The organism is Thermaerobacter subterraneus DSM 13965 (assembly GCF_000183545.2).
Classification (GTDB): Bacteria; Bacillota; Sulfobacillia; order Thermaerobacterales; family Thermaerobacteraceae; genus Thermaerobacter; species Thermaerobacter subterraneus.
In genome coordinates, this window is sequence record NZ_JH976535.1 from 573,782 (window position 1) to 597,344 (window position 23,563).

Below are 23,563 nucleotides of genomic sequence, written 5' to 3' on the forward strand. Positions count from 1 at the left end.
CGGCGCCAAGTGGGTCACTTCTAGGTCGGCGATGACAGGGGCAAGGTAGCCTCGATCAACTGCCGGCGCGGGGCTCTGGGAAGCCGCCGCTTTCCAGCATCGGGACCAACGCGGCCACTAAGATGCCGTGGGTCCGCTTGTCGGGCATAGAGCAGGTTTTTGGGCATGTTGTTGGGCGCATGCCATGTGGGCGTAATAAACGTCTAGTTCACAGGAAGTTGTAGCCAAGGGGGCGTAGTAAATGAGTGGCAGGTCCCACGTTTCCATGGGGCCTGCCACTCATAGATGTCGCCCCCCCCCGGTACCTCGACCCGGTGATCCCACGATTCTACCCCACCAGCTCCCGCCGCAACGCCACCTTGTTGATCTTCCCCGCGCTGGTTAGCGGCAGTTGCTCGACGAAGACGAACCGGTCGGGGATCCAGAAGCGGGCAAGCCGCCCCCGCTCTACCGCCGTCGCGAGATGGGCCCGGAGGGACTCTTCCAGGCGCGCCCGGGCCTCTTCGTCCGCCAGACCCCCGCGGGGCTGCACCACGGCCAGCGGCCGCTCGCCCCAGCGCTCGTCGGGCCGGGCGATGACGGCCACCGCCGCCACGTCCGGGTGCTCGGAGATCAGCGCCTCCAGCACGCCCGTGGCGATCCACTCGCCGCCGCTCTTGACGGCGTCCTTCTTTCGATCCACCACGTAGAGGGTGCCGTCGGGGTTCATCACGCCCAGGTCGCCTGAGCGGAACCAGCCGTCCTCGTAAACCCCTCGGCTGCGTTCGGGGTCCTTGTAGTAGCCGTCCGGCAGCCACGGCGAGCGCACCAGCACCTCGCCGATGCTCTTCCCGTCGGCGGGGACGGGTTGGCCGTTGTCGCCCTCCAGCCGGACCTCGACCATGGCCAGCGGTAGCATGTTCGTCCGGAGCGCCTCCCAGGCCTCGGGCGTGCCCGGCTCGACGCCCCGGGGCACCACCGAGATGGTGGCCGCCAGCTGGTCGGAGCCGCCGTAGATCACGCTGTAGGCGATGCCCCGCTCCCGGGCCCGCCGCGCCAGCCCCGAAGGCACCGGGCTGCCCCCGGTGAGGACCTTGTACCCCTTGAGCTCGCCGACCCCCGCCTGGTCCGCCGCCTCCAGCAGCATGTGCAGTTGGGTGGGCACCATGTTGGACCAGGTGACCCCTTCGTCCAGGATCAGTCGCAGCTGCTCGGCGGGCGTGGCCTTACCCGGCAGCACCAGCTTGGCGCCCAGGTACGGGACGAACAGGGCGGTGCCCCAGCCGTGGATGTGGAAGAAGGGGATGCAGGGCATGTACACGTCGCGGCTCCCGGCCGCCGCCCCTGTGGGATGGATGGCCAGGTGGTGGAGGATCCCCAGGGACGCCAGCAGCATGTCCCGGTGCCGGTAGAGCATCCCCTTGGGCCGGCCCGTGGTGCCGGTGGTGTAGAAGATGGAATACGGGTCGGTCTCGCGGACCTTCTCTGCCTCGTCCGGGACCTCGGCCCGGCCCTCGTGGACGAGGTCCTCATGGGTCGGCGTGCCCGGCTCGGGCGACTCGTCGCCGTCCGTCAGCCAGACCCAGTTCCGGAAGAGCGGCCGCGCCTTGGCCAGCGGCTGCCGGAACCCCTCCCATACGAACATCCACTCGACGCCGGCGTGCTGGAGGCTATAGAGGAGGTCGTCAGGCGGCAGGCGGAAGTTGATGGTGTGCAACACGGCCCCCAGCATGGAACTAGCGTAGTGCAGCTCCAGGTACCGGTGGCTGTTGACGTCCATGACCCCCAGCACGGTGCCCCGGCCCACGCCCTGCTTCTTCAGGCTCTGGGCCAGGCGCAGCACCCGCTCGTAGAACTGCTCGTAGGTGAACCGCCGCCCCCCGTAGACGATCTCGGAGTCCGGCCTGTTGTGCAGCGCGCTCTTCAACACCTCGTGGACGACCAGCTCGCGCACCGGACGCTCCCCCTTTCCACGTGGTCGGTGATCGTAGGCGGCCGCCGGCGGGCCGGCCGGCGCAAACCGCCCTTGTGGACTTCTCGTCCTCGCGGGGCGCGGCTCATGCCAGCCCCCGGAACCCTACCGGCACGTCGGCCGACCACACCTCCGACCTCTCCAGCGCCCAGGCCGGGTACTCCTCGCCCAGGAGGAACCGGCGGGCATACAGGGCTGCCAGGTGGGCGTAGCGGTCGCCCGCGGTCTCGGCCAGCTTGTACAGCAGGCCCACCTGGGCGGCGTCGGCCAGCCGGGCGGTGGCATCCTTGGCGTACCACTGGGCTTCCTCGGGCTCGCTGCCGGCCAGCCGGACCAGGGTGCCCTCGATGACCTCGCGGGCGGTCCGGGCCTCGGGCGTGCCGGCCTTCTCCAACATGGCGATGAACTCGGCCAGGAAGGCCTCGTGGGCCCGCTTCTTGTGCATGGCCTCCAGCAGGTCCAGGGCCTGGATGTTGCTGGGCCCCTCCCAGATGGGCGTGATCAGGGCCTCGCGGTGCCAGCGGGCCACGGCGTACTCCTCCAGGAACCCGAGCCCGCCGAAGAGCTCCATGGCCAGCCGCGTCACCTCGGCAGCGTGATCGGCGGTGCGGTTCTTGGCCAGGTGGGAGAGGAACCGGGCGTAATGGTAGCGGGACGTGTAGGGCGGTAACTCGTCCCACGCCTTCTCGAAGAGGTCGGCGGCGTGGAAGCCCAGCACCAGGCCGCCGGCGATGCGCACGGCCATGTCGGTTAGGTCCCGGCGAATCAGCGGGTGGTCCACCAGCTGCCGGCCGAAGGACCGGCGGCGCCGCACCCGCTCCAGCACCTCCAGGTGCGCCTTGCGGGCGATGCCCATGCCGGCGATGGCGTTGGCCAGCCGGGAGACCGTGAGGACCTCGAGGGTGTAGTAGATCCCCTTCTCCGCCTCGCCCACCAGGAAGGCCTCGCTGCCGCGGAAATCCACCTCACCCGAGGGGACGGCGCGGGTGGCGCTCTTGTCCTTGAGCCGGCGGACGTGGTAGTTCAGCTCGCCGGCCCGGTTCATCCGGGGCACGAGGAAGAGGGCCAGCCCCTTGGGCCCGGCGGGCGCCCCTTCCGGCCGAGCGGTGACGACGGCCACATCGGTCAGGCCGGCGCCGCTGCAGAAGTACTTCTCGCCGTCGAGGCGCCAGGCGTCGCCGTCACGGGTGGCCTGGAGGGTGTTGGCGCCCAGGTCGCTGCCGCCCTGGACCTCGGTCATCCAGGTGGCGCCCCAGAACTCGCCGCGGAGCAGCTTGGCCTTCCACTCGGCGAACTCCGGAGCGTACTTATGAATCACATAGGCGGTCTGGTTGGTGATGGTCAGGATGCAGTAGATCCCCGGGTCGGCCACCAGGTAACCCAGGGCGTAGTGGTGGTGCCAGCTCCCGCCCTCGTAGGGTGGCCGGTTCATGGGCGCCAGCTCCCGGAGGAGCGCCTGCTGGGCCGGTGACAGGCGCACCCGGTCCACCCGGTGGCCGTCCAGGTCGTGCATGACCAGCACCGGCGGGGCGTCGTGGTCCACGTGGTAGGCGACCTCGTAGACCTCCTTCCCCGCCAGGGCGCCGAAGCGGCGCAGCTCGTCCTCATGGGCGGTGAAACCCGGCCAGTAATGGGCCAACACGTGGCGCAGGTCCGGGTCCCGCTCCCAGTGGTTCTGCTCGTAGGCGTAGGACTGGTACCTCACGGTTCATCCCCCCTGCCGATCCGGCCGGGCGGCCGGCCGTCCGTCGCCGCCGCCATGCGAGCCAGCGACCGCGCCCGTCGCCCGTTCGCCCGTCGAACGGGCCGATGAACCGGCGGGCGCGCCGGCTGCCCTGATGCGCTCGATAAAGGCCAGTAACTGGGCCTCGCGGTCCGCCCTCGTCCATTCCGACAGCTCCAGCACGGCGAACAGGTTGAAGGCGGCGCCCAGGCTCATCATCTGCCAGGCGATGGCGCGGGCCGGGACGTCGCGGCGGATTTCCCCCCGCTCCTGCCCCTGCCGGGCGACGTCTTCCAGGTACCGGGCGTACTGGCGGTAACTCTCGGCCAGGAACTGGCGGATCTCCGGGTCGCTGTCCTCGGAGACGGCCTTGAAGAACACCTTCAGGTCCTCGCTGTTCCGGTCCACGAGATCCAGATAGTCCTGCCCGATCCGCCGCAGGCAGGCCAGGCTCGACGTCTCGGACCGGCGGATGGCGTTCCAGCGCCCAAGGATCCGCCGGTTCACGTTCTCCAGCACCGCCAGGAAGAGGTGCTTCTTGGACGGGTAATAGCGGTAGATGAGCGGCTCCGAGACGCCCGCCTCGGCGGCGATCTCCGCCGTGGTGCTCGACCGGTAATTGGACCGGGCGAAGACCGACTTGGCCGTGAGGAGGATCTGCTCGGGCCGTTTCGTTCTCGCTCGCCGCGGGCTGATCTTCGACTCACCCCCCGTCCGGCTCGGACGCAAGCCGCGGACTGTGTTTGTGGATCATGGAGTCCCCTAATGACGGTGTCCAGACTGAAAGAAAAAGTGAGTGATTACTAACTAACGAAATACGCACGATGGCGTCACAATCCTCCTGCCAACTCTCCACCGTCCCGGACAATTCGCGACATGTGCATCATACAGCGGTGATCCACGGGGGTTCCGCTGGCCGGCGCGTAAACGACGAAGGGGATGACAAAGGGAAGGGTATAGGACTGATCGGCCGCCACGGCCATCGCCTGTGGCCATGCACGCACGCTCTTGTGCGGTACCGTCATGTTTCACGCGCCCAGTCGATCGGCATTAACCGCACAGCGTGAGAAAGGCTGAGAAGGTCCCAGAGAAAGGGCACATGCTCAAGACCGACGGTGACCAGTACCCGCCCGCCCAGGTATTCTGCGCAGACATCGACGATGTTGGCGGCCATGCGCAGGTTGCGGGCCTGCCAGAGGCGCGCCTCTTGGACGGGAAGGGCTTGCTGTTGCAGACGATGCTTGACACGGATCACCTCCATCACCGCGGGATCGAAAAACGCCCGCACGCCGCACTCGGACCGCCGGATCAATTGGAGAAAAACGTCTGTGACCGCCTGCCAGGCAGTTTCCACCGAATCTTTTTGGGCCACGCCGCAAGAAGCAACGTATTCGCCGTCTTCATCGGTGCCACGGGATCCGGCCTGGGCTTCACCGCCGGAACGCTGATTCGATTCGGCAACGTCTTCGTCCCGGTAAGCGTCGATGGGGCGAAAGGCAATGCCTCTTTCTCGGCACAAGGGCAGGATACATTCCCTGTATTCCACCGGGCCGCAGTAGCCCTCACGTGTGCCGCCGGCCGTGGCCTCCCAATCTTCCGGGCGAACCTCCCCACATATGCAGTCGGGGTCGAAGGTCAGGATCAACGAACGCAGGATGTTGTAGTCGTAATGGGCGAAGGCCGGGTCCTTGTGCAGATCGTGCAGGGTCGGCAGGATGGCCACGGTGCAGGTGGCGGCGCTCCCATGGCCACGGTCGCCACGGTGGATCACGCGACGGTCGTCATTATGGGCCACGCGTGAAACCTCCTCGCCGGCGATCGGTCTTCTATCTGGTGTAACTCATACGCTAACTCCCAGCAACCTCCAGGCGCGCGAACTCCTAACTTCAGCCCTTAATCCGCTCCATCTGTTAAGGTTCCATTTTATTACCATACTGCTTGCGATGGCCGTTGTCAGGTCCCTTGACACTTACTGGACAGGCCGAGAAAGGTGCTGCTGGATTAGTGGACGAGTGCGGGAATCTGCACCCACCACCTCATTTCCCAACCGGCAAGTCAGGTCAATCTCGTCCTCGAACCTCTATTGCATCCGCCACTTACACCGCAGAAAGGGTGATCCGGTGTGGCCAAGGTGCTCATCCTCACGGGTGACGCCGTGGAAGCGCTGGAAGTCTACTACCCCCTGTACCGGTTGAAGGAAGCAGGGCACGAGGCCCACGTGGCGGCACCGACGAAGAAGACGTTGCGGACCGTCGTCCACGACTTTGAGCCGGGCTGGGAGACGTTCACGGAGAAGCCGGCCTACCAGCTGCAGGCGGACCTCGCGGTCACGTCCCGTCAAGAGGTGTAAAATTTCTCTCGCCTTCGGGTTGGAGGAATCACACAGCCAGCGCCTTCAGTGCCGTCCTGTCGCCGGATCGCTGAGAGCCCTCGCGGGGTGGGTTCGCATCGATCTTGGCCATGGACTCCAGGCTGAAGTACCGCCGGGAGACCAGCCACTCATCCTGCTGCTCCTCCAGAAGAGCCCCCAGCAGCCGCAGGACCGCGGCCACGTTCGGGCAGATCCCCACCACGTTGCAGCGCCGCGCGAGCTCCCGGTTCAGCCGCTCCAGGACGTTCGTTGAGTGGATCCGCCGCCAGTGCTCGGCCGGGAACGCCATGTAGGCCAGCACGTCCTCCACGGCGTCACGGAGCAGAGCGGCGGCTTGGGGAAATCGCTGGTCCAGGTTAGCGGCCACATGTTCGAGTTGCTCCCGGGCGGATGCCAGGTCGGGCTGGGCGAAGATCGTCCGCACCAGGGCCGCCACCATCGGCTGGGCGTGCTTGGGCACCCGGGCCAGCAGGTTCCGCATGAAGTGCACCCGGCACCGCTGCCAGCTGGCGCCCGCCAGCACCTCGCTGATGGCACGCTTGAGTCCCTCGTGGGCATCCGAGATGACCAGGCGAACGCCCTTGAGCCCTCGGGCCACCAGGCTGCGGAGAAACGCGAGCCAGAACTCGTACGTCTCGGCCGCTCCCACGTCAAAGCCCAGCACCTCAAGCTGCCCGGTTCGCGTCACCCCCACGGCGATGACCGCGGCCATGTTCACCACGCGATGGTCCTGCCGCACCTTGATCGGTTTGGCATCCAGCCATAGGTAGGGGTACTCGCCCTCCAGGGGGCGGTTCCGGAAACGCTCCATCTGTTCGTCCAGTTCCGCACAAAGCCGGGAGACTTCACTCTTGCTGATGCCGTCCAGGCCCAACGCCCGGACCAGGTCGTCGACCTTCCGGGTACTGACGCCCTGCACATACGCTTCCTGCACCACGGCGACCAGGGCCCGTTCCGCCCGCCGGCGTGGCTCCAGCAGGCTGGGGAAGTCGCTGCCTTGGCGGAGTTTGGGGATCCGCAGCTCGATCGTCCCCACACGGGTGTCCCAGGGCCGCGAGCGGTAGCCGTTGCGAGACGTCTTCCGCGTCTCCGTGCGTTCGTACCGCTGAGCGCCGATCCGCTCCCTGACCTCGAGCTCCATGAGCTGCTGAGCCAGCCAGCGCAATCCTTCCCGCAGGGCATCGACTTCCGGCTCCCCCTGGTATTTGCGCAAAAGCTCGAGAAGTGCCATCTTGAACTCAGCGGTCACCGGTGAGCGGACCTCCCTTCGAGCCGGTTCTTGTCCAACCCGAAGGGGAGCCGCCGGTGACCTTTCTTGTCAAGGGCCACCAGGGCCGAGCCCTATGGCTCGGCTATTCCCACCACTACCTGGGACGCTAACCCGGTATCCGCTATCCGCGCCGACTTAGACAGGCCGGCCTCTTAGCATGAACCGAGCTCTACTCCTTTGGGGGAATGGATTAGGGTTGGCTAAGGGGTCACCTTTCCTCTGGCCCTACGGAGTCAATCTACCCTCGGGGCCGACAACACGCACTCCGGTGTATACCAAACAGGCCTCTCCGCCGCCATGCCCTACGGTCCCGCCCAGGTAGGAATGGGCCAGCGTCACTTTCGGCCGATAGATAGCCTCCCTCAAGACCCCACCATATCCTTGCACCTTGATATTGGTAATAGTATCCTATTACTAACCCTACATGGCCAAGACCATCCTCGAGGTGACAGTAGATGATTGAAAAACTAATCGCCTTACGCGGAATTGGTCTGCTACATAATGCAGTTCCACAGCGAGCCGTAACCCTCAAGCCCATAACTGCCATATACGCCGAAAACGGACGAGGCAAGTCAACGCTAGCCTCTGTGCTTCGTGCCTTCTCGTGTGGCGACGCTACCGCCATCAACGCAAGGACAACCATAGGCGGACAAAATGGACCGACTGTACACTTACGGCTGAACGGCAGAAACTATCAGTTTCGCGATGGCCAATGGACAGCCAGTTACGACAAAATCCTCGTCTTTGACTCGGAATTCGTTGATAAGAATGTATGTTCCGGAAGCCGAATTGAGCCCGCCCACCGTGAAAATCTTTTGGAATTCGCCCTAGGCGAAACTGGTGTTCGGCATAAAAGAACTATTGACAAGATTATTGAAAAGATCAGGCATATACAAAACACTCTTCGAGAATTGACGGCGGAAATTGCGCGACATTCAGGGCCATACCAAGTAAGTGAGTTCGTGCAGCTCCAACCCGAACCCGATATAGAAAGTCGTTTGAAAGAGTTGAAGCAACGTTTGGCTGACGCAAAGCGAGTTGATGACTTCCTGCATCGCCCGGTTCCACGGCAGCTACAGATGCCAGAGTTTGATATTGAAACGGTATCTACGATTCTCGGAAAGTCGTTGGAAAGCGTTGATAATGATGTAGAGGAAATTGTGAAGGTACATATAGCGCGCCGCCTCGGAGGCCACGGTGAGCAATGGTTACGTGAAGGTTTGGCGTACCTGCGGCATGGAGACGAGTGCCCGTTTTGCGGACAGGGACTACACGGGATTACTCTCGTAGAGGCATACAAGGTCTATTTTAACGCCGCCTATGAGGCATTGAAAAGGCAGATAGAAGTTGCACTGCAGGAGGTTCAGAAGACTTTTAGTCACGAGAACTGGAGTGCAATTAGCGAGATTTTTCAACTGAATGAACTGGCAGGCAGAATGTGGAGTGATCGCTTCGATTGTAATTTCGCCAAGATGGTGGATATAAATGCCCTACGGCGTACATGGGACGCTCTTCGTGATAATGCAATTGAGCTGTTACGACAGAAACTAGCCGCTCCGTTACGTCAACTTCATGCCCAAGAATTGGTTGCTGATGTAAAGACGAAATATCTGGAAATGCGAAAGCAGGTTGACGCATATAACGAGGCAATAATTCGGGTTGTTAGGGACATCGAGGCGCTCCAAAGTTCTCTAAAGGTGGAGAATATGGACCGCCTCGAAAATGATATCGAATGCTTAGAAGCAGCACAGAGGCGATTGCTGCCGGAAGTCTCTAGGGTGTGTCAACGCTATCAAAGATTCGAAAATGCAAAAAGGTTACTTGAGCGTTGCAAGGATGAACTGCGTGAGCAGCTTCACGACTACACAGAACAATTGTTGGCCACATACAGGGACACTATCAACAACCTGCTGGACCGGTTTGGTGCTAATTTCTCGATTGTGGAAATCGGGGTGAGGCATACTGGCGGTAGGGCTCGCACTGAGTATCGACTGAGAGTCTTGGGTGAGACTATTCCAGTTGTCTCGCCGGGAGGAAGGAGTGATGTTCCTTCCTTAGTTACTACGTTGAGTGAAGGAGATAAGCGGACGCTTGCTCTTGCGTTCTTCTTGGCGAGGGTAACCTTGGAGCAAAGTATGGAGGATTGCATCATTGTAATTGATGATCCGGTTTCAAGTCTTGATATGGGGCGTCGACGTGCTACGCGAGATGCTTTGCTGAAGGTTGCCACACGGTGTTCTCAATTGATTGTGCTATCACACGATGCTCTATTCTTACGCGATGCGTTGGAAAAAATTGCTGATGATGGAATATGGACGTGCCTACAGTTGACGAGGCGTGGTGACTACAGTGTTCTAGAAGGGTGCGACATTCATCGCATATGTCGAGACGATTATTATCGGAGTTATGAATTGCTCTTGAATTATCTGACATCGGGTCCAAATGGAAATGAAGCCGAGGTCGCTAGGACTATTCGGATATACTTAGAACATAACCTGCGGAATCGATATCCGGTTGAGCTGGAAGGGGCTAAGAACCTTGGTAAGATGATCGAACGCATTCGGAACGATTTGTCTAGGTTTGGGCAGCTGGCGGCCAGACTAGATGATCTCGTGCAACTTAATGACTTTTGTAGTCCGTTCCACCATGGTACTGACGACCGGCCGCCTGATCCGACCGACAGTGAGCTACGCCCGATGGTAAGGCTAGCATTGGAAATTGGCAGGGGCGAGAGATAAGGGTGGGCGAGAGCGGGACCGTGTAGTTGGATGAGCGAGATAGCGGGCTACTGCGTACGATTTGGAGGTACCAGGTAGGGATGATGTCTACTCGGGACAAGGGTACTCCCAAAGGGGCGCCGTAAATGGCTTGCCACAAGGGTCCAACGTAGTAGCGTTGATGGGCAACTCGGTTCAATTGTGAACCTGTTTTGTGCGGTGAGAAGTGTTGGCATGATTAGGTTGGGCGTCCTCGTGAGGGCGTGTGGTTTCGCTTGGCCGCCTGCGAATTGGTTGTAGGAACGGTAGCCGGTGTTTTGGGATGTCGCCAAGCGCAGGATGTCGTAGTGCCCCAAGGCTGGGACCTTGTGTCGGTGGTGCAGGGTAGGTAAGGATAGCCGCGGTGCAGCTAACTACACCGTTATTACGATAGTTGTGAGGGTGGCTCATCCGATGGATCCTTATCAGTGGCCAAGCCTGAAGCTTACTCATCGTCCATCAGCCATCCATCTGCACTGTCCGTACTGAGACAAACCACCAACGGCTTGAGCACGCCCAGATGCCCTGCCTTCATTGTCTGGCGCAGTTCATTGCCTCATGTTCCACATATTACCATACTACTTGTTATTTCCGCCACCGCCAGGCCCCCCACCACTAGCGAAGCCGGAGAGGGAGCTGTTAAATTATTTGTTGGAACGACGTGGTTCGCTTCCGGCCTTACTCCCGCCGCACGGCGACCGGCTCTCGGTACGCGTCGGACCGCGCCGATTCGGATGTTTCGGATTCGGCGGGTGCGGGAGTGTCCACCAATCTCCTTAAAGTAGATCCATCTCACCCCTCGCTCTTCTGTCGCACATGCCATTTACATACACGGAAAGGGTGGTCCGGTATGGCTAAGGTGCTCATCCTCACGGGCGATGCCGCGGAAGCGCTGGAAGTCTACTACCCCCTTTACCGCCTGAAGGAAGCAGGGCATGAGGTGCACGTGGCGGCACCGACGAAGAAGACGTTGCGGACCGTCGTCCACGACTTTGAGCCGGGTTGGGAAACGTTCACGGAGAAGCCGGCCTACCAGCTGCAGGCGGACCTCGCCTTTGCCGGCGTCAAGTCGGAGGAGTACGACGGGCTGATCCTGCCCGGCGGCCGGGCGCCGGAATACATCCGGCTGAATGAGCACGTGCCGCGCATCGTGGGCCACTTCTTTGAGGCCAACAAGCCCATCGGCGCCATCTGCCATGCCGCCCTGGTATTCGCGCGGCTGAAGGAGCACTTGAAGGGCCGGAAGTTGACGGCGTACACCGCCTGCCGGCCGGACGTGGAGTCTCTGGGCGCGTCCTACGTCACCGAGCCGCTACACGTGGACGGCAACCTGGTCTCCGCCCACGCGTGGCCGGATCTGCCCGGCTTCATGCGGGAGTTCCTGCGGCGGCTGGAGGAGTTCGCCGGCAACCGGTAGCGCAGGTGATGTGACGCCTGCGGCAACAGCCACCGGCAGTCCCGTGAAGGGCGACAACACAGGAACCCCCACCCAGCCGGGTGGGGGTTCTTCCATGTCCGGTTCCCTACACTGGGCGTGCCGTTCAACCGCGATTCACCGGACCCTTCGCCGAGGCACCCCGCTCCCCCTACGCCGAGCCCATGCGCCGGACGCAGCTGGCCGCCAGCAGCTTCCCGGCCGCCTCCATGTAGCTGGCGACGGTGTCGCCGGGATCGGGGATATCCTCGATGCCCAGGGCCATCGCCACCACATCGGTAAGGTCCTTCTGCCGGATGGGCGCCCCCATGGTCCTGGCGGTGCCCCGCGGGACCAGGGCCACCTTGTATTCCCGCGCCAGGGAGACCAGCTTGACGATCTCCTCCGGAGCACGTACTAGCAGGAAGGTCCAGCGCGCGCATTGACACTAGGTTCGTATCCATGTGGAAACCTGGCGCATCGCGTACCTGGCGCGGGGACGGTGGCTGGAACCGTCGCGGGGATGGCTGCGGCTCCTCACGGCCCGAGGCCCGGCAGAGCGGGCTCTGAAACATCGAGGGGGTCGGCGCCCATCACTGCAGGGACTGTAACCGGTGGTTGACCCGGCTCGCCGAACTCGTTGGCGGTCGATTATGGCCGCCGGTTTCGGGAAACCCTACCACAAAGGAGGTGCCACCATGGAACACGGCACAGCGTTGTTGATCAAGTTCGCGGCCATTACCGCCGTACTGTATCTTGTCCTTCCCGTTGGAGGCGCGGCGTTGACCATGGGCCAGCTGCTAACCTTGTCCCTGGTCCTAACGGTTGTAGCCTACGTCCTTGGCGACCGCATGATCCTGCCAGCGGCCGGCAATGCCGTCGCCGTCCTTGCCGACGGATTGCTGGCTTTCTTGATCCTCTGGCTGGCCGGCACTATGGTGGCGGCTATGGACCTGCGGTTCGGCGCCATCGTTCTGGCCACGTCGGTCATTGGGGTCGTGGAATTCTTCTTCCACCGGTACTTGATCTCGCGTGGCCTGGTGCAGCCGCCCGGCTCGGGCCAGTCCTCCGACCGGCGAGAGGCCTAAGCGACAACGGCCAGCACTCGCAGATGAACCTAGCGCCGCCGCCTTTCCGCCCCTACAGCCAGGCTGATGAACAGGGCCAGTCCCCCGTAAAGCAGGACGACCCCGAAGGCCAGCATCGCAGCTGCACCGGGCAAGAGGCCCTGTTCCATGGGTGCCATGGGTCTAATCCCCCTCCCTTTCGGCCCGGGCTGTCGTGGCGTGGGCACTTGCGGCGTAGGCAGTCTCCCCGTTCAGCCGGAAACTCAAGTAGAGAGCCGCGGCCACCATTCCCAGCACCACCGTTCAGCCAAACACCAGGACCGCGCTCTGCGGGTAGCCGCCATAGGGCTGCTGGAACTCGCGGATCAGGTTGTTCAGGATGTTGTACCCCAGCAGGACCGGCGTGACGTACTTGACCAGGACGTCCCACCAGCGTCCGACGGGAAAGTCCGAGAGCGGGTTTACGTGCGCCCGGATCTTCTCGGTGCCGTAGAGCCAGCCGAGGACGACGGCCTCCAGCAGGCCCAGTACGGCGATGCCGTAGCTGGACACGAAGTGGTCGACGATGTCCAGGATGTGAACCCCTGCACCGGTGGTGTAGAGGCTGCTGACCAGGAAGCCCACGAGGGCCAGCTTGCGCAGCAGGTTCTTCCGGTCGGCGCCGGTGCGGTCAATCAGGGCCGAGGCGAAGGCCTCGAACATGGACAGGCTGGAGGAAATGCCGGCCACCAGCAGCGCGAAGAAGAACATCAGGCCGAAGATGACCTGCGCCCAATAGGGCATGGGCAGCAGGCTGATGCCCTTGGGGAAGGCCACGAAGGCGACGCCGGCCCCGCTGGTCGCAATCTCTTCAAAAGGTACCCCGTTGGTTGTGGCGATGTACCCTAGCAGCCCGTGTTGGTAATGCCGTTGGCCCTCGAAGTCGCTGGTCTTTGAAAACGTCAGACGGCCGCGCCCAGGCATGGGAGCGGTCGGTACCCCTTGCTCAGGAGGTGGCGATCGCCTCCATCCGGCGGGCAAGCGCGTGGTGGCGCCAGAGCTTCATGAGGTTGAAAGCGGTACAACTGAAGAGCCACTCGAAGCGGGCTTTCGACAGCCCACGGAGAAGCAGCTGCCGGAGTCCCATAGCTTCTTTGAGGTGCCCAATGACCGGCTCCACCGAGCACTGGCGGAGTTTGTAGCGGCGGCGCCCCCGAACGGTTCGCAGTTTGCGGCGCATCCGGTCCCTGGCCGTCATGTGTTTTGGCATCCGCCCCCGGGGTGGCTGGCGTTGGCGCCATTCCGTATGACGGATCTTATCCGGCGGGATGAAGGCTTCGACACCCCGCTCCTCCAGAGCCTGGAGGTTGGCGTCGCTGTAATAACCGGCGTCGGCGGAAAGCTCCCTGGGGTGGCACCCGGTGTTGACCTCGACTTGTTGCAGCTGGCCCAGGAGATGAGGCGCGTCGGCGGCCTGGTTCGTCAGGTCCGCCGCCACGATGACGTGCGTTTCCGCGTCCACGGCCAGTTGGGCGTTGTAACCCTGGATGAAGGCCTTGTCGGCGCTGCGCAGGATCCGCGACTCGGGGTCGGTGAAGTTGATTTGATCCTTGTCGGCCGGGAGGGGGTCGGACGGGGCTTGCTTGCGGCGGGAGCGGCGCCCCTTCTTCGCCGCCTCCGCCTCCCGCGCCGCTTCCTTGGCTTCGGCCTCGGCCCGGGCCCGCTGCTCCAGCCGGGCCTTGGCCGCCTGAATCGCCTTCAGCCGCTTTTCCGCCGTGGCCAGCTCGGGAGGCAGGCGCCAGCCACTGTCGGAGCCGTGTTCGTCATCCTCCGCCCGGTCGTTGGCCTCAACCTCTTCCAAGTAGCGCCGGATCTCCTCCGTCAGGCGCCGTTCCTCCTCCTTCATCCGGCCGTAGCTCATGGCGCTGTGCTTGGAGGCGTAGGCCTTGAGCTTGGTCCCGTCCACCGCCACGTGCCGGAGCTTCACCAGCCCCGCCTCCTGGGCCAGGCGAACCGACTGGACAAACAGCCGGGCCAGGGCTTCATGGTGCCGGCGCCGGAAATTCGACAGCGTCCAGTGGTCGGGCTGCTGATTCGCCGCAAGCACCCGGAAGCCCACGTCTTCGTACAGGGCCCGCTCCAGGCGCCGTGAGGAGCGGATGCCCCGCATGTACGCGTACACCCACACCTTGACCATCATGCGCGGTTCGTAAGGGGGCTGGCCCCGGCGCTCGGTGTAGTCGTTGTAGACCGCTGACAGGTCGAACTGGTCGACCACCTGGCTGATGAAATGGACCGGGTGATCCTCCGGGAGCCACTCGTCCAGCGCAGGAGGCAGGATCATGAGCTGATGGGGTTGGTAGTCCCGAAACTTCTTCCTGTTCATAGTCTTTCTTCTTCGGCATGTCAGCCGAAAAATACTGCCCGATCGCCTGGCTGATGCAGCGTTATTCACACGGGCTGCTAGCACGCTGAAGACCGCCAGCCCCGCCAGGAAGTCGAAGCTGGAATTGGCGAAGACGGTGATGAAGGCGCTGTTCACCAGGTCCGACTTCCGGGGCAGATAGCTGGCGTAGGCGATCATCACGCCCACCGCCAGGGTGGCCGAGAAAAACACCTGACCGTAAGCCGCCACCCAGACCTGCGGGTCCAGGATCTTGGAGAAGTCCGGCTACAGGAAGAAGTTGAGGCCGTGGGCTGCGCCGGGCAAGGTGAGGCCCCGGATGGCGATGATCACCATCAGGATCCCCAGCGTGGGGGTCATCCACCGGCAGGCCGCCTCGATACCGGCGGAGATGCCCTTGATCGAGTAATAGTAGTTCACCCACCAGATGACGGCGGTGGCGACGAGCAGGTGCCACCGGATCCCCTGGAAGTCCCACGGACCGGCCGACACGCCCAGGAATTGGCGGCTGAAGAAGGCACCGGGATCCGCACCCCAGGCCTGGGTGAAGGAGTAGATCATGTAATTCAGCGCCCAGCCGATGATCACGCTGTAATACGTGACCACCACGACCGGGATCATGACCTGCCACCAGCCGATCCACTCCCACTTCCTAGAGAGGCGGCCAAAGGCGCTGATGGCAGCCGCCCGCATCTTGTGGCCGTAGCCGAATTCCAGGATCATCAGCGGCACGCCGGCGGTGAGAAGGGCGACGAAGTACGGAAGAAGGAAGGCGCCGCCGCCGTTCTCATAGGCCATGAAGGGAAACCGCCAGAAGTTGCCCAGCCCCACCGCGGCACCGACGGTGGACAAGATGAAGCCGGCGCGGGATCGCCATTGATCACGCGCTTCCACGACCGCCTGCCTCCTTGAGGCCCCAGAAAGGGCGCCGGGGTACTCCACCTTTGGCCGAGTTCCTGCCGCGGACCGAGTCTCGGCCGCGAGGTCCTCGCGTGCCGGCCGTCCTCGGTGCCGGCCGCACTGCTGAAGCCCCCACCGCAACGGCGGTGGGGGCTTCTGACAGCCGCCCGCCAGGGCAGGAGCGAGTGGCTGAACCATTCGCTGAAGAACGTACCACAGGAACCGTAAAGAGCACCACGATGCCCCCGGAAACGAGATCCTGCCCCTCGCACTGGGAAGCCGCTGCAGGCTCGCACGCCATCCCCTGCCTCCACGCGGCCTGCCCCTTGCTTGGGAGTCGGCAGGCCGGCACCCAGGGCCCGCGGCCTGCCGGGGACGTGGGCGCACCCAACGACTGCGGCCAGCCAGGTGGAGTTGACCCGGTTTCGTGGACGGGTTGAGGCTTATGCCACAATCCCTTCCTGGGGCTGAACCTTTCGCTCCTGCTTCCAACGCTCCTATCTCGATGTTGTCGTCCCAAACTCGTTGTTGCTCTCTCTTTCTCAGCTTTTCGCGGTTCGCCTGGGTGAGTCCGTATACCGGACGGACAGAACTGTGGGTCCTTTCGCAGAGAGACAAATCAAGAGCGGTAGGGAAGAGCCTCGCTCGACTCTTCAGACATGGCCGGTATACTGCCGCCTGGACGGGTCCCACGTGTTCCGCCCCCGGCTACCCTATCATGTCTCCCGGGGTCTTGCCCTGAAAGTCCTTCGTCCTGCCTAATGGGGGCGGGTGGGGCACCAGGACTCGTATGCAGGGTCATGCCCTTAAGGAGCGTTTCGGTTTCCCCCACCCAAAGCGGCACATCGATTGGCACACCGCCTTCTCAGGCAGCGATACCTAGCTGCTGGGCTCGCCGGGCTCCCAGGATCTTGGCCGGGTCATAGGTGCACTGCTTCTTGACCAGCGTAAACAGCACCCGCAACAGCTTGCACGCCAGTGCTACCAGCGCCTGCTTGCCCTTCAGCGGATTCTGCGGTCGGGTCTTGAAGTGCTCGTACAGCGCCTGGAGCTCCCGGTTTTTGGCGGCGGCCGTCATCGCCATTTGGTACAGGATCTGGCGCAGCCCGGGCCGGCCCCGTTTGCTGATGGGTGTCCGGCTGCGGCTCTTCTCCCCGGATGTGTTCTCCGTCAGGTTGTACCCCGCCAGCTTGCGGAGCTGCCGCCAGTCCTCGTACCGGCTTAGGTCACCTACCTCCCCCAGGAAACGGCAGCGGTCACAACTCCCACTCCCGGGACGCTCAGTAGGTACGGGGCAACCCGCGTCTTCTCCAGCGCCTCGGCCATGGCTGCCTCCGTCTCGGCCAGCCGTTCCTGCCAGAAGGTGACCTCCTGGAGGATCTGCCGGAGCCGTAGCCGGGCGGCGGCGAGCCCATAAGGTACTCCAACGGACCGGCGGGCTGCTTCCTGCAGTGCCTGCGCCCGCTTCAGGCCCACCCGCCGGTTGCTCGCAGCCCGCAGTTCGGCCGCAAGCTGCTCCACCGGCACCGCCAGCACGTCCGCGGGGAAGGGCCGGTGCTGCAGCACGTACAGGGACGCCTGCCCCAGCAAGTCGGCAAACACCTCCGGGTACTCCGGAAAGAACTCGTCCAGCAGGGCTTGCAGCTGGTTCAAGGCGGCGTTCAGTTTGGTCCGGTGCTGCTGCCGGGCCTGGGTCAGGCTCCGCAATTCGGCATAGACGCCGTCAGGGAGATACGGCTCGGAGAAACGGCCCTGGAGGACCAGCTGGGCGATGACCCACGTGTCCTTCCGGTCGCTCTTGGTGGTTGACGATCACCACCGTCAAGTCGGCCTGCCGCAGGTACCAGGCCAGGGGCTTCCAGTAATGCCCCGTCGGCTCCATCCCCACCATCACCCGGGTGGCGCCGGTCTTCTCCTTCGCCCGGGCGATCTGGCCCAGTAGACGGTTGAAGCCATCCCTGCTATTCTGGAACGGGAACGGACCGCTCACGGGCAATTCCGTGAATCCGTCCACCACACAGGCCCAGTGCTTCCGCTTGGCGATGTCCACGCCCACAACCAGCGTGCGCTCGCCCCGGACCAGGGCCAGTTTCTTGGCTCGCTGCGGCATCTGCATCGGGTTCCCTGACCTCCTGGTACGTGGTGGTTGGTTCTGACGCCCCTACCGTACCAGGAGGTCTTTCCTTTGCTCAACCGCATCCTACGCCATCACAGGACTGCTCGTATTCGTCGGGCGAGAGGTAGCCAAGTGCCGAGTGACGGCGCCGCCGGTTATAGAACCCTTCGACGTACTCGAAGATCGCCATGCGCAGCTGATCCCGGCTCGCCCAGGTTTGCCGGTCGAGGAGTTCTGTCTGCAGCGTCGCGTAGAAACTCTCGGCCACGGCGTTGTCCAGTGCATCGCCCACCGAACCCATCGACCCGGCGATGCCGAGGGCCTCCAAGCGACGGGTGAACGCCAACGAGGTGTACTGTGCTCCGTGGTCGGAGTGGTGGATCAGGCCGGGCCCCGGCCGGCGACGCCGCACCGCCATGGTGACGGCGTCGACCACGAGATCCGCCACGGGCCGGTCGCCCATGGCCCAGCCCACCACGGCGCGGGAGAAGCCGTCCACCACTGTGGCGAGGTATAAGAGCCTGTTGCACCGACCCTGAGAGATCGGGCCTAGTGGGAACGTACCGGGTCGATTCGCTCATGTCACATGGGCTGACGGTCAGGACTGTGTAGGCCGGCGGCCCGATCGTGACCCTTCTACGCCAAGCCCGCCACCGTACATTCAAAGGGCAAGGTGGCGGATCGCTCCCTGACCCTCCGCCAGAGCTTCAGCAAGTTGTGGGTCAAGCAAAGCAGCTTCCACTCGCTGTCACACGCCGCCAGACCCCGACGGAGGAACCGGTCGGCGCCTCGCACGGCCTTGATCTGCCCGAACACCGGCTCCACGGTCTGGCTGCGCTTGGCGTAGATCGCCTGCCCTCGCCGGGTCCGCAGCTTGCGTTCCATCCGCTCCCGCAGGCTCAGCCCCTTGGGGATGCGGCCTCGCGGAGGGGGTGTGTCCTTCCAGGCTTGGCGCTGCTTCCACTCTTTACTCGTCGCCAGGAACAGTTCCGGCCCATCCGCCGGTGCCTGCTTCACGTTCGCCTCGCTCCAGTACCCCGCGTCGGCCACGACAGCCCGGATGGGCTCGTCCACGCCCGCGGCCCGCAGGTTGGCTTGCGCCTGCTGGAGCATCGGGTGCAGTTGGCCCACGTCGTTGGCGTCCTGCGTCACCGCCGCGGCCACGATGAGTTGGTCTCCGTGACCACCGCCTGGGCGTTGTACCCTTGCACAAAGCCCTGCCGGGTCTTGAGGATCCGGCTGTCCGGATCCGTGATGTTGGCCTTGGCTGCCGGATCCACCGAGGCATCCGGCGCCTTCGGCTTCCGCCCCTGCCGCTTCTTGCCGGTCGCCTGCTCCTGGGCTTTCCGCTCCTCGATGCGGGCCTGCTGCCGGGCCGCTTCCCGGGCCGCCTCGTCCTCCAGCCGCCGCTTGCATGCCTTCAGCCGCTCCAGCCGGCTCTGGCGGGAGCGCAGTTCCTCCGGCAACTCATCCCCACGGCGCCCGGGGCCGTACCGCTCATCTTCTTCCCGGTCCGTGGCCTCCGCTTCCCGGAGCATCTTCTCCACTTCCTGGCGAATCGCATCGTAGGTGCGGTTGGCCGCCAGCGAGGCGTTGGCCTTGACTTTCGTCCCGTCCAGTGCCACCACGCCCACCTTCCCCAGCCCCGCCTCCCGGCACAGCCGCAGCACCTGGGTGAACAGCGCGGCCAGCTCCCGTGCATGGCGCTGGCGGAAGCGGGCGATGGTCACGTGATCCGGCTTCTGGTTGGCGGTGATCACCCGGAAGGCCACGTCCTCGAGGCACAACCGCTCGATCCGCCGGCTCGACCGCTCGCCGACGCAGTAGGCGTACAGCAGGAGCGTCACCATCAGGGTTGGGTCGTAACTCTCTCCGCCCCAACCGTCGGCGCGGTACTTCTCGTAAAAGGCCCGCAGGTCCATCTGCTCGACGGCGTCGATCAGAAACCAGGCCAGGTGGTCCTCGGGCAGCCCGTCGCGAAGGCTCGGTGGGAGCAGGTACAGTTGGTCACGGTTCACCGGGCGAAAGTTGTAGGCCATAGGGACACCTCGGGCGATGGCGAATGCGAACCAATGGCCTCACTTAAACCCACGTGGGTGCAATCCTGTGGAAATACCTGGGTTCGTGAAACAGGCTCTACAGCCAGAGGTATAATTCAGGGAATGAGAAACACTCCCTCGGGGCCATGGGTCCGCAACTCCAGCACGTACGCCATCATGGTATCCTTACAGAGCCGGTGGTGGTTGACGGGATGGCACAGGCGCGCCTGCGGATGCAGCCTGAGGTCATTGGGGTGTTGGGTCAGCTAGCGATTGCGCCAACAGTAACTGGAAGCAATGTGGGCTATCGAGGAGCGCGACGGCTCGGTACTCCTTTCCTCAGGTTGCTCCATCGAGAACGTCCGCCGGGATTGGTTTGTTTTTCCTAACCAGGCTATATCCTGGTGCCAATACTCGATAACGAGGTGTCACTGCAAATCGTCATACGATGCGGCGGACAGGCCCGACTCTCACCGAATATGTCACTACCTCCTATGACACAATCTATGGAGGTTCAAGTATGACGAACCTGAAGCACAGTCTTACGGCACAACAGATCGAAGCCCACCCGTTGGTTCGTGAAGCTGTGGCGCGAGGTTTCATTAAATTCTCCAATAACCGAATCACTTATCATCTCAACCAAAAGAAAGAGTATAATTGGTTTGACCCTGAAGAATGGGTCCGGTGTCACGCCATTGCCTGGTTGATCATTGAAAAGGGTTATCCTGCTAACCGCATCCGAACAGAAGTTGCTGTTCCTCGCCGTGTACCAGAAGACCACGCCGACATTGTGGTTTTCGAGGATGACCGCTGTCGTATTCCTTACCTGGTAGTTGAAACAAAAGCTGCTGGGCAAGGTCCTGCGGGGCGACGGCAGGGAATAGAACAGCTTTTCGGTAACGCCAATTCTCTCCGTGCACCCCTGGGATTATACGATGAATATACGGAGTCATTCTTCTATGATATTGCTAATTATCCACCAACTGAGCGTAATGACAATCTAAAGGGGTCGCGTGACGCTGTTCCGGATCAATACGGTCGCGTGCCTAAGTACACGTACATTGCGGGTTCTACGGTAGACATTAGGCCAGTGGATCCAGGGAGTCTCGAGACCAGAATTCGACGGGCTCATTCAATAATATGGGCCGGTGGCAAACGTGATCCCCTCACCGCTTTTGATGAATGGAGCAAGCTTCTTTTTGCGAAGGTTCAGGATGAACGTACTACACCGAACGGAGAGCCTCGTAAGTTCCAAGTTGGCACGAACGAGACATCTGCAGCTGTTGCCAGCCGTATCCACAAGCTATTCGAAGATGCGTGTCAAGCAGATCCCACGATCTTTCCGGAAGGCGTCCGTATTGAGCTTTCTGATCGTAAGATTGTTGAAGTTGTTCGTGTGCTCCAAGACATTAGCATTACAGCTACGCACGTGGATAGCATTGGCAAGGCCTTTGAGAGCTTCTTCGGTTCAATTTTCCGAGGAGAGCTCGGACAATACTTTACGATGCGCCAGTTAGCTCGTTTCATTGTGGCGATGCTCGACATCGACCATAGGGATTACGTTATCGATCCCACTGCCGGAAGCGGTGGATTTCTTCTTGAGGTCCTTTTGCAGGTCTGGCACAAAATTGATAAGGACTTTGCGGGTAGATCCGACTTGGAACGCCTCAAGATTGACTTTGCCTTACATAAGGTATATGGCATTGAGATACATCCGGTGCTAGCGCGCATTTGCAAGATCAATCTCCTTCTTCACCACGATGGCCACACGAACATTGAAGGAGACCGCAGCTGTTTAGATTCAATCTTCAATCTACCGCGTCTGAACCCGCCGACAGCAGGCCGATTTACTCGAGTTGTTGGTAATCCCCCTTTTGGGGATACAGTGAAGGAGGGAGACGAGGATCTCCTTGGACAAAATTCGTTATCAAATTTCCACGTTGCTGAGGGACGCACTCAGGTGCCCTCAGAACACGTTATTTTGGAACGCGCTATTCAGTTCTTGGCTGACGGAGGCAGGCTTGGCCTAATTATTCCCGACGGTATTCTGAATAACCCTGGCGATCACTCGAATTGTCCACAGGTGAGACGTTTCCTTGTTATGAACGGTGTAATTGAAGCCATTGTATCCTTGCCAGACTATGCTTTTCGTAAGTCAGGTGCACAGAACAAGACGTCGATCCTCTTTTTTAGGAAGTTTGAGCCGCATGAGCGTGTTGCCTTTAAAAATGCGTATGATGCGGCCCGAGAGGCCGGTAAGAATGAGGAAGAGGCGTTAATCGCCGCGTTGGAGGCCCTAAACTATCCTGTGTTCCTTGCTGAGGCCAATTACATAGGATATACGGCTACAGGTGTCCCTTCCGAGCGCAACGATCTATATCGTAGTTGCGAATATGGGATACTCAATGAAGATCAATCTGGGACAATACTTGGCGAATATCGGCGATTTCGTTCGAAGCCGGATTCGTATGACGGACATCGGTTACCTGATTGTATGGCGGCAAGCATTGTAGACATCTGGCGCGCGCATGAGAGCCACAGGCTCGATCCCAAGTACCATCTATTTAAGCGCGAAGAACGGACGATTACACCAAAGGGGTGGATTCGACGTCGTGTAGCGGAGGTCATGCGACGACGCGAGGAAATAGTCCGTCCTCAGGATTCGCCCTATGAGCCTGTAGTCGTTATGACCATTTCCCAAACGGGTGAAATTCGCGCGCGAGAGGCGGGAAAGGGTAATAATCCTCCGGAATGGCTGGGCATGTATTTTGAAGATAGCTCTTCCGTATGGTATCGCGCACGGAAAGGAGACGTAGTTTTCTCGGCTATTGATCTTTGGAAGGGATGTATTGCAGTGGTTCCCGAAGAGTTTGATGGGGCACTTGTGACGAAAGAGTTTCCGATATACGAAATCATTGACGAGAGATTGGATCCAGAATTCCTTTCAACGCTCTTGCGTACTAGATACTATCAACGGGCGTTTCGGGCAATTACTACGGGCCACAGTAATCGACGGCGCACTCAAACATCAGATTTCGAGGCACTTGAAATTTGCTTTCCACCGGATCGTCGGTCGCAGACCGAGATTATTGCCGATATACTGAGAGCGCGGCAGTTGCAAAGAGAAGCCAACAACCTGCTTCGACAGGCCATGCTGCGATTTAGCGACCTTATCGATGGACGGGGAGATATGGAATACATCGTGCCCGTCGATGACGATGAAAATGATGAGAACGAATGATGTAGGGTTAGACATGCTGGCCTACACTTTCATGCGGTAGACCGTTGGCGAGAACCGGACAAGACACTCAGTAGGAGCTGGGGGTGGTTAAGAGCCGTCTTGTGTAGTGGGTGCTCTTAGTTGGAGTTTCGTGCTCCATGGGCAGGGGTAGGGAGGTTGTCCTGGGCGTTGCGGAGGTGAGATGGGGGGTGTCCAGAAGACCTGGTTTAGGGGAGGAGGTACGTCCGGAAAAGAATGAGGTTCCAGGTTTATGCGCGTGGGTCCGGCGATTCGTAGCAAGACTCGGGATAGTAGGGCGTACAGGGCGTCGAGGTCGGCGCGCTGATCATGGG

General features: G+C 61.7%; 15 protein-coding genes and 3 pseudogenes. 5 read left to right on the forward strand and 13 right to left on the reverse strand.

What is annotated here, in order from left to right; genetic code table 11:
- Positions 1 to 328: 328 nt before the first annotated feature.
- From THESUDRAFT_RS02550 to THESUDRAFT_RS02565, 4 genes are all read right to left on the reverse strand, one after another.
- Positions 329 to 1,933, reverse strand: coding sequence for an AMP-binding protein (locus THESUDRAFT_RS02550; protein ID WP_006903150.1), 1,605 nt, complete (start codon positions 1,931 to 1,933; stop codon positions 329 to 331).
- Positions 1,934 to 2,036: 103 nt separating this feature from the next.
- A complete protein-coding gene (locus THESUDRAFT_RS02555; RefSeq protein WP_006903152.1) occupies positions 2,037 to 3,656 on the reverse strand; it encodes an acyl-CoA dehydrogenase family protein in 1,620 nt (539 codons plus the stop codon).
- 3 nt (positions 3,657 to 3,659) lie between these two features.
- Entirely contained in the window at positions 3,660 to 4,403 is a 744-nt protein-coding gene (locus tag THESUDRAFT_RS02560) for a TetR/AcrR family transcriptional regulator (protein WP_006903153.1), read from the reverse strand.
- 292 nt (positions 4,404 to 4,695) lie between these two features.
- Positions 4,696 to 5,469: a hypothetical protein gene (locus THESUDRAFT_RS02565; RefSeq protein ID WP_006903155.1), complete on the reverse strand. Its 774-nt coding sequence runs from the start codon at positions 5,467 to 5,469 to the stop codon at positions 4,696 to 4,698.
- A gap of 327 nt (positions 5,470 to 5,796) precedes the next feature.
- On the opposite strand from THESUDRAFT_RS02565, the gene THESUDRAFT_RS02570 reads away from it, so the two are divergent.
- Positions 5,797 to 6,024, forward strand: coding sequence for a DJ-1/PfpI family protein (locus tag THESUDRAFT_RS02570; protein WP_006903156.1), 228 nt, complete (start codon positions 5,797 to 5,799; stop codon positions 6,022 to 6,024).
- 28 nt (positions 6,025 to 6,052) lie between these two features.
- On the opposite strand, the gene THESUDRAFT_RS02575 is transcribed toward THESUDRAFT_RS02570, so the two are convergent.
- Positions 6,053 to 7,294: an IS256-like element ISTsu1 family transposase gene (locus THESUDRAFT_RS02575; protein ID WP_006903157.1), complete on the reverse strand. Its 1,242-nt coding sequence runs from the start codon at positions 7,292 to 7,294 to the stop codon at positions 6,053 to 6,055.
- A gap of 476 nt (positions 7,295 to 7,770) precedes the next feature.
- Between THESUDRAFT_RS02575 and THESUDRAFT_RS12625 the strand changes: the two genes are divergently transcribed.
- Together THESUDRAFT_RS12625 and THESUDRAFT_RS02580 are read left to right on the forward strand one after the other, a co-directional pair.
- Positions 7,771 to 10,053 carry an AAA family ATPase gene (locus tag THESUDRAFT_RS12625; RefSeq protein ID WP_006903158.1) on the forward strand — a complete coding sequence of 761 codons (2,283 nt, stop codon included), beginning with the start codon at positions 7,771 to 7,773 and terminating at the stop codon, positions 10,051 to 10,053.
- A gap of 868 nt (positions 10,054 to 10,921) precedes the next feature.
- Complete coding sequence (locus THESUDRAFT_RS02580; protein WP_006903159.1) at positions 10,922 to 11,488, forward strand: DJ-1/PfpI family protein; 567 nt, start codon at positions 10,922 to 10,924, stop codon at positions 11,486 to 11,488.
- Between the two features lie 169 nt (positions 11,489 to 11,657).
- Here the strand turns inward: THESUDRAFT_RS02580 and THESUDRAFT_RS13195 are convergent, their stop codons facing one another.
- On the reverse strand, positions 11,658 to 11,849 hold the full coding sequence (locus THESUDRAFT_RS13195) for a hypothetical protein (RefSeq protein WP_006903161.1): 192 nt from the start codon (positions 11,847 to 11,849) through the stop codon (positions 11,658 to 11,660).
- 334 nt (positions 11,850 to 12,183) lie between these two features.
- On the opposite strand from THESUDRAFT_RS13195, the gene THESUDRAFT_RS02585 reads away from it, so the two are divergent.
- Entirely contained in the window at positions 12,184 to 12,573 is a 390-nt protein-coding gene (locus THESUDRAFT_RS02585) for a DUF2512 family protein (RefSeq protein ID WP_006903162.1), read from the forward strand.
- Between the two features lie 29 nt (positions 12,574 to 12,602).
- On the opposite strand, the gene THESUDRAFT_RS14880 is transcribed toward THESUDRAFT_RS02585, so the two are convergent.
- From THESUDRAFT_RS14880 to THESUDRAFT_RS15210, 7 genes and pseudogenes are all read right to left on the reverse strand, one after another.
- On the reverse strand, positions 12,603 to 12,731 hold the full coding sequence (locus tag THESUDRAFT_RS14880) for a hypothetical protein (protein WP_006903163.1): 129 nt from the start codon (positions 12,729 to 12,731) through the stop codon (positions 12,603 to 12,605).
- A gap of 124 nt (positions 12,732 to 12,855) precedes the next feature.
- The gene (locus THESUDRAFT_RS02590) at positions 12,856 to 13,515 is read right to left on the reverse strand and encodes an SLC5/6 family protein (RefSeq protein ID WP_051009225.1); all 660 of its coding nucleotides are present in this window, start codon (positions 13,513 to 13,515) and stop codon (positions 12,856 to 12,858) included.
- A gap of 22 nt (positions 13,516 to 13,537) precedes the next feature.
- Positions 13,538 to 15,190: pseudogene (locus THESUDRAFT_RS02595) on the reverse strand (IS1182 family transposase); the annotation flags it as partial.
- A gap of 12 nt (positions 15,191 to 15,202) precedes the next feature.
- A complete protein-coding gene (locus THESUDRAFT_RS02600; RefSeq protein WP_051009226.1) occupies positions 15,203 to 15,829 on the reverse strand; it encodes an SLC5/6 family protein in 627 nt (208 codons plus the stop codon).
- An 871-nt stretch (positions 15,830 to 16,700) separates the two neighbouring features.
- Positions 16,701 to 17,951 (reverse strand): annotated as a pseudogene (locus tag THESUDRAFT_RS12630) (IS110 family RNA-guided transposase).
- 73 nt (positions 17,952 to 18,024) lie between these two features.
- Positions 18,025 to 18,495 (reverse strand): IS3 family transposase, encoded by a 471-nt coding sequence (locus THESUDRAFT_RS02610; protein ID WP_083855319.1) that lies wholly within the window; start codon positions 18,493 to 18,495, stop codon positions 18,025 to 18,027.
- A gap of 92 nt (positions 18,496 to 18,587) precedes the next feature.
- Positions 18,588 to 19,990, reverse strand: a pseudogene (locus tag THESUDRAFT_RS15210) (transposase).
- 520 nt (positions 19,991 to 20,510) lie between these two features.
- Here THESUDRAFT_RS15210 and THESUDRAFT_RS12635 point away from each other — a divergent pair.
- Positions 20,511 to 23,231 carry an N-6 DNA methylase gene (locus THESUDRAFT_RS12635; protein WP_006903165.1) on the forward strand — a complete coding sequence of 907 codons (2,721 nt, stop codon included), beginning with the start codon at positions 20,511 to 20,513 and terminating at the stop codon, positions 23,229 to 23,231.
- Positions 23,232 to 23,563 lie beyond the last annotated feature (332 nt).

What these genes read in the sequence shown, in the direction of transcription:
- THESUDRAFT_RS12635 (WP_006903165.1), top strand. Translation starts at nt 20,511, where the DNA reads ATGACGAACCTGAAGCACAGTCTTACGGCACAACAGATCGAAGCCCAC.
- THESUDRAFT_RS02590 (WP_051009225.1), bottom strand. Translation starts at nt 13,515, where the DNA reads ATGCCTGGGCGCGGCCGTCTGACGTTTTCAAAGACCAGCGACTTCGAG.
- THESUDRAFT_RS12625 (WP_006903158.1), top strand. Translation starts at nt 7,771, where the DNA reads ATGATTGAAAAACTAATCGCCTTACGCGGAATTGGTCTGCTACATAAT.
- THESUDRAFT_RS14880 (WP_006903163.1), bottom strand. Translation starts at nt 12,731, where the DNA reads ATGGCACCCATGGAACAGGGCCTCTTGCCCGGTGCAGCTGCGATGCTG.
- THESUDRAFT_RS02585 (WP_006903162.1), top strand. Translation starts at nt 12,184, where the DNA reads ATGGAACACGGCACAGCGTTGTTGATCAAGTTCGCGGCCATTACCGCC.
- THESUDRAFT_RS02580 (WP_006903159.1), top strand. Translation starts at nt 10,922, where the DNA reads ATGGCTAAGGTGCTCATCCTCACGGGCGATGCCGCGGAAGCGCTGGAA.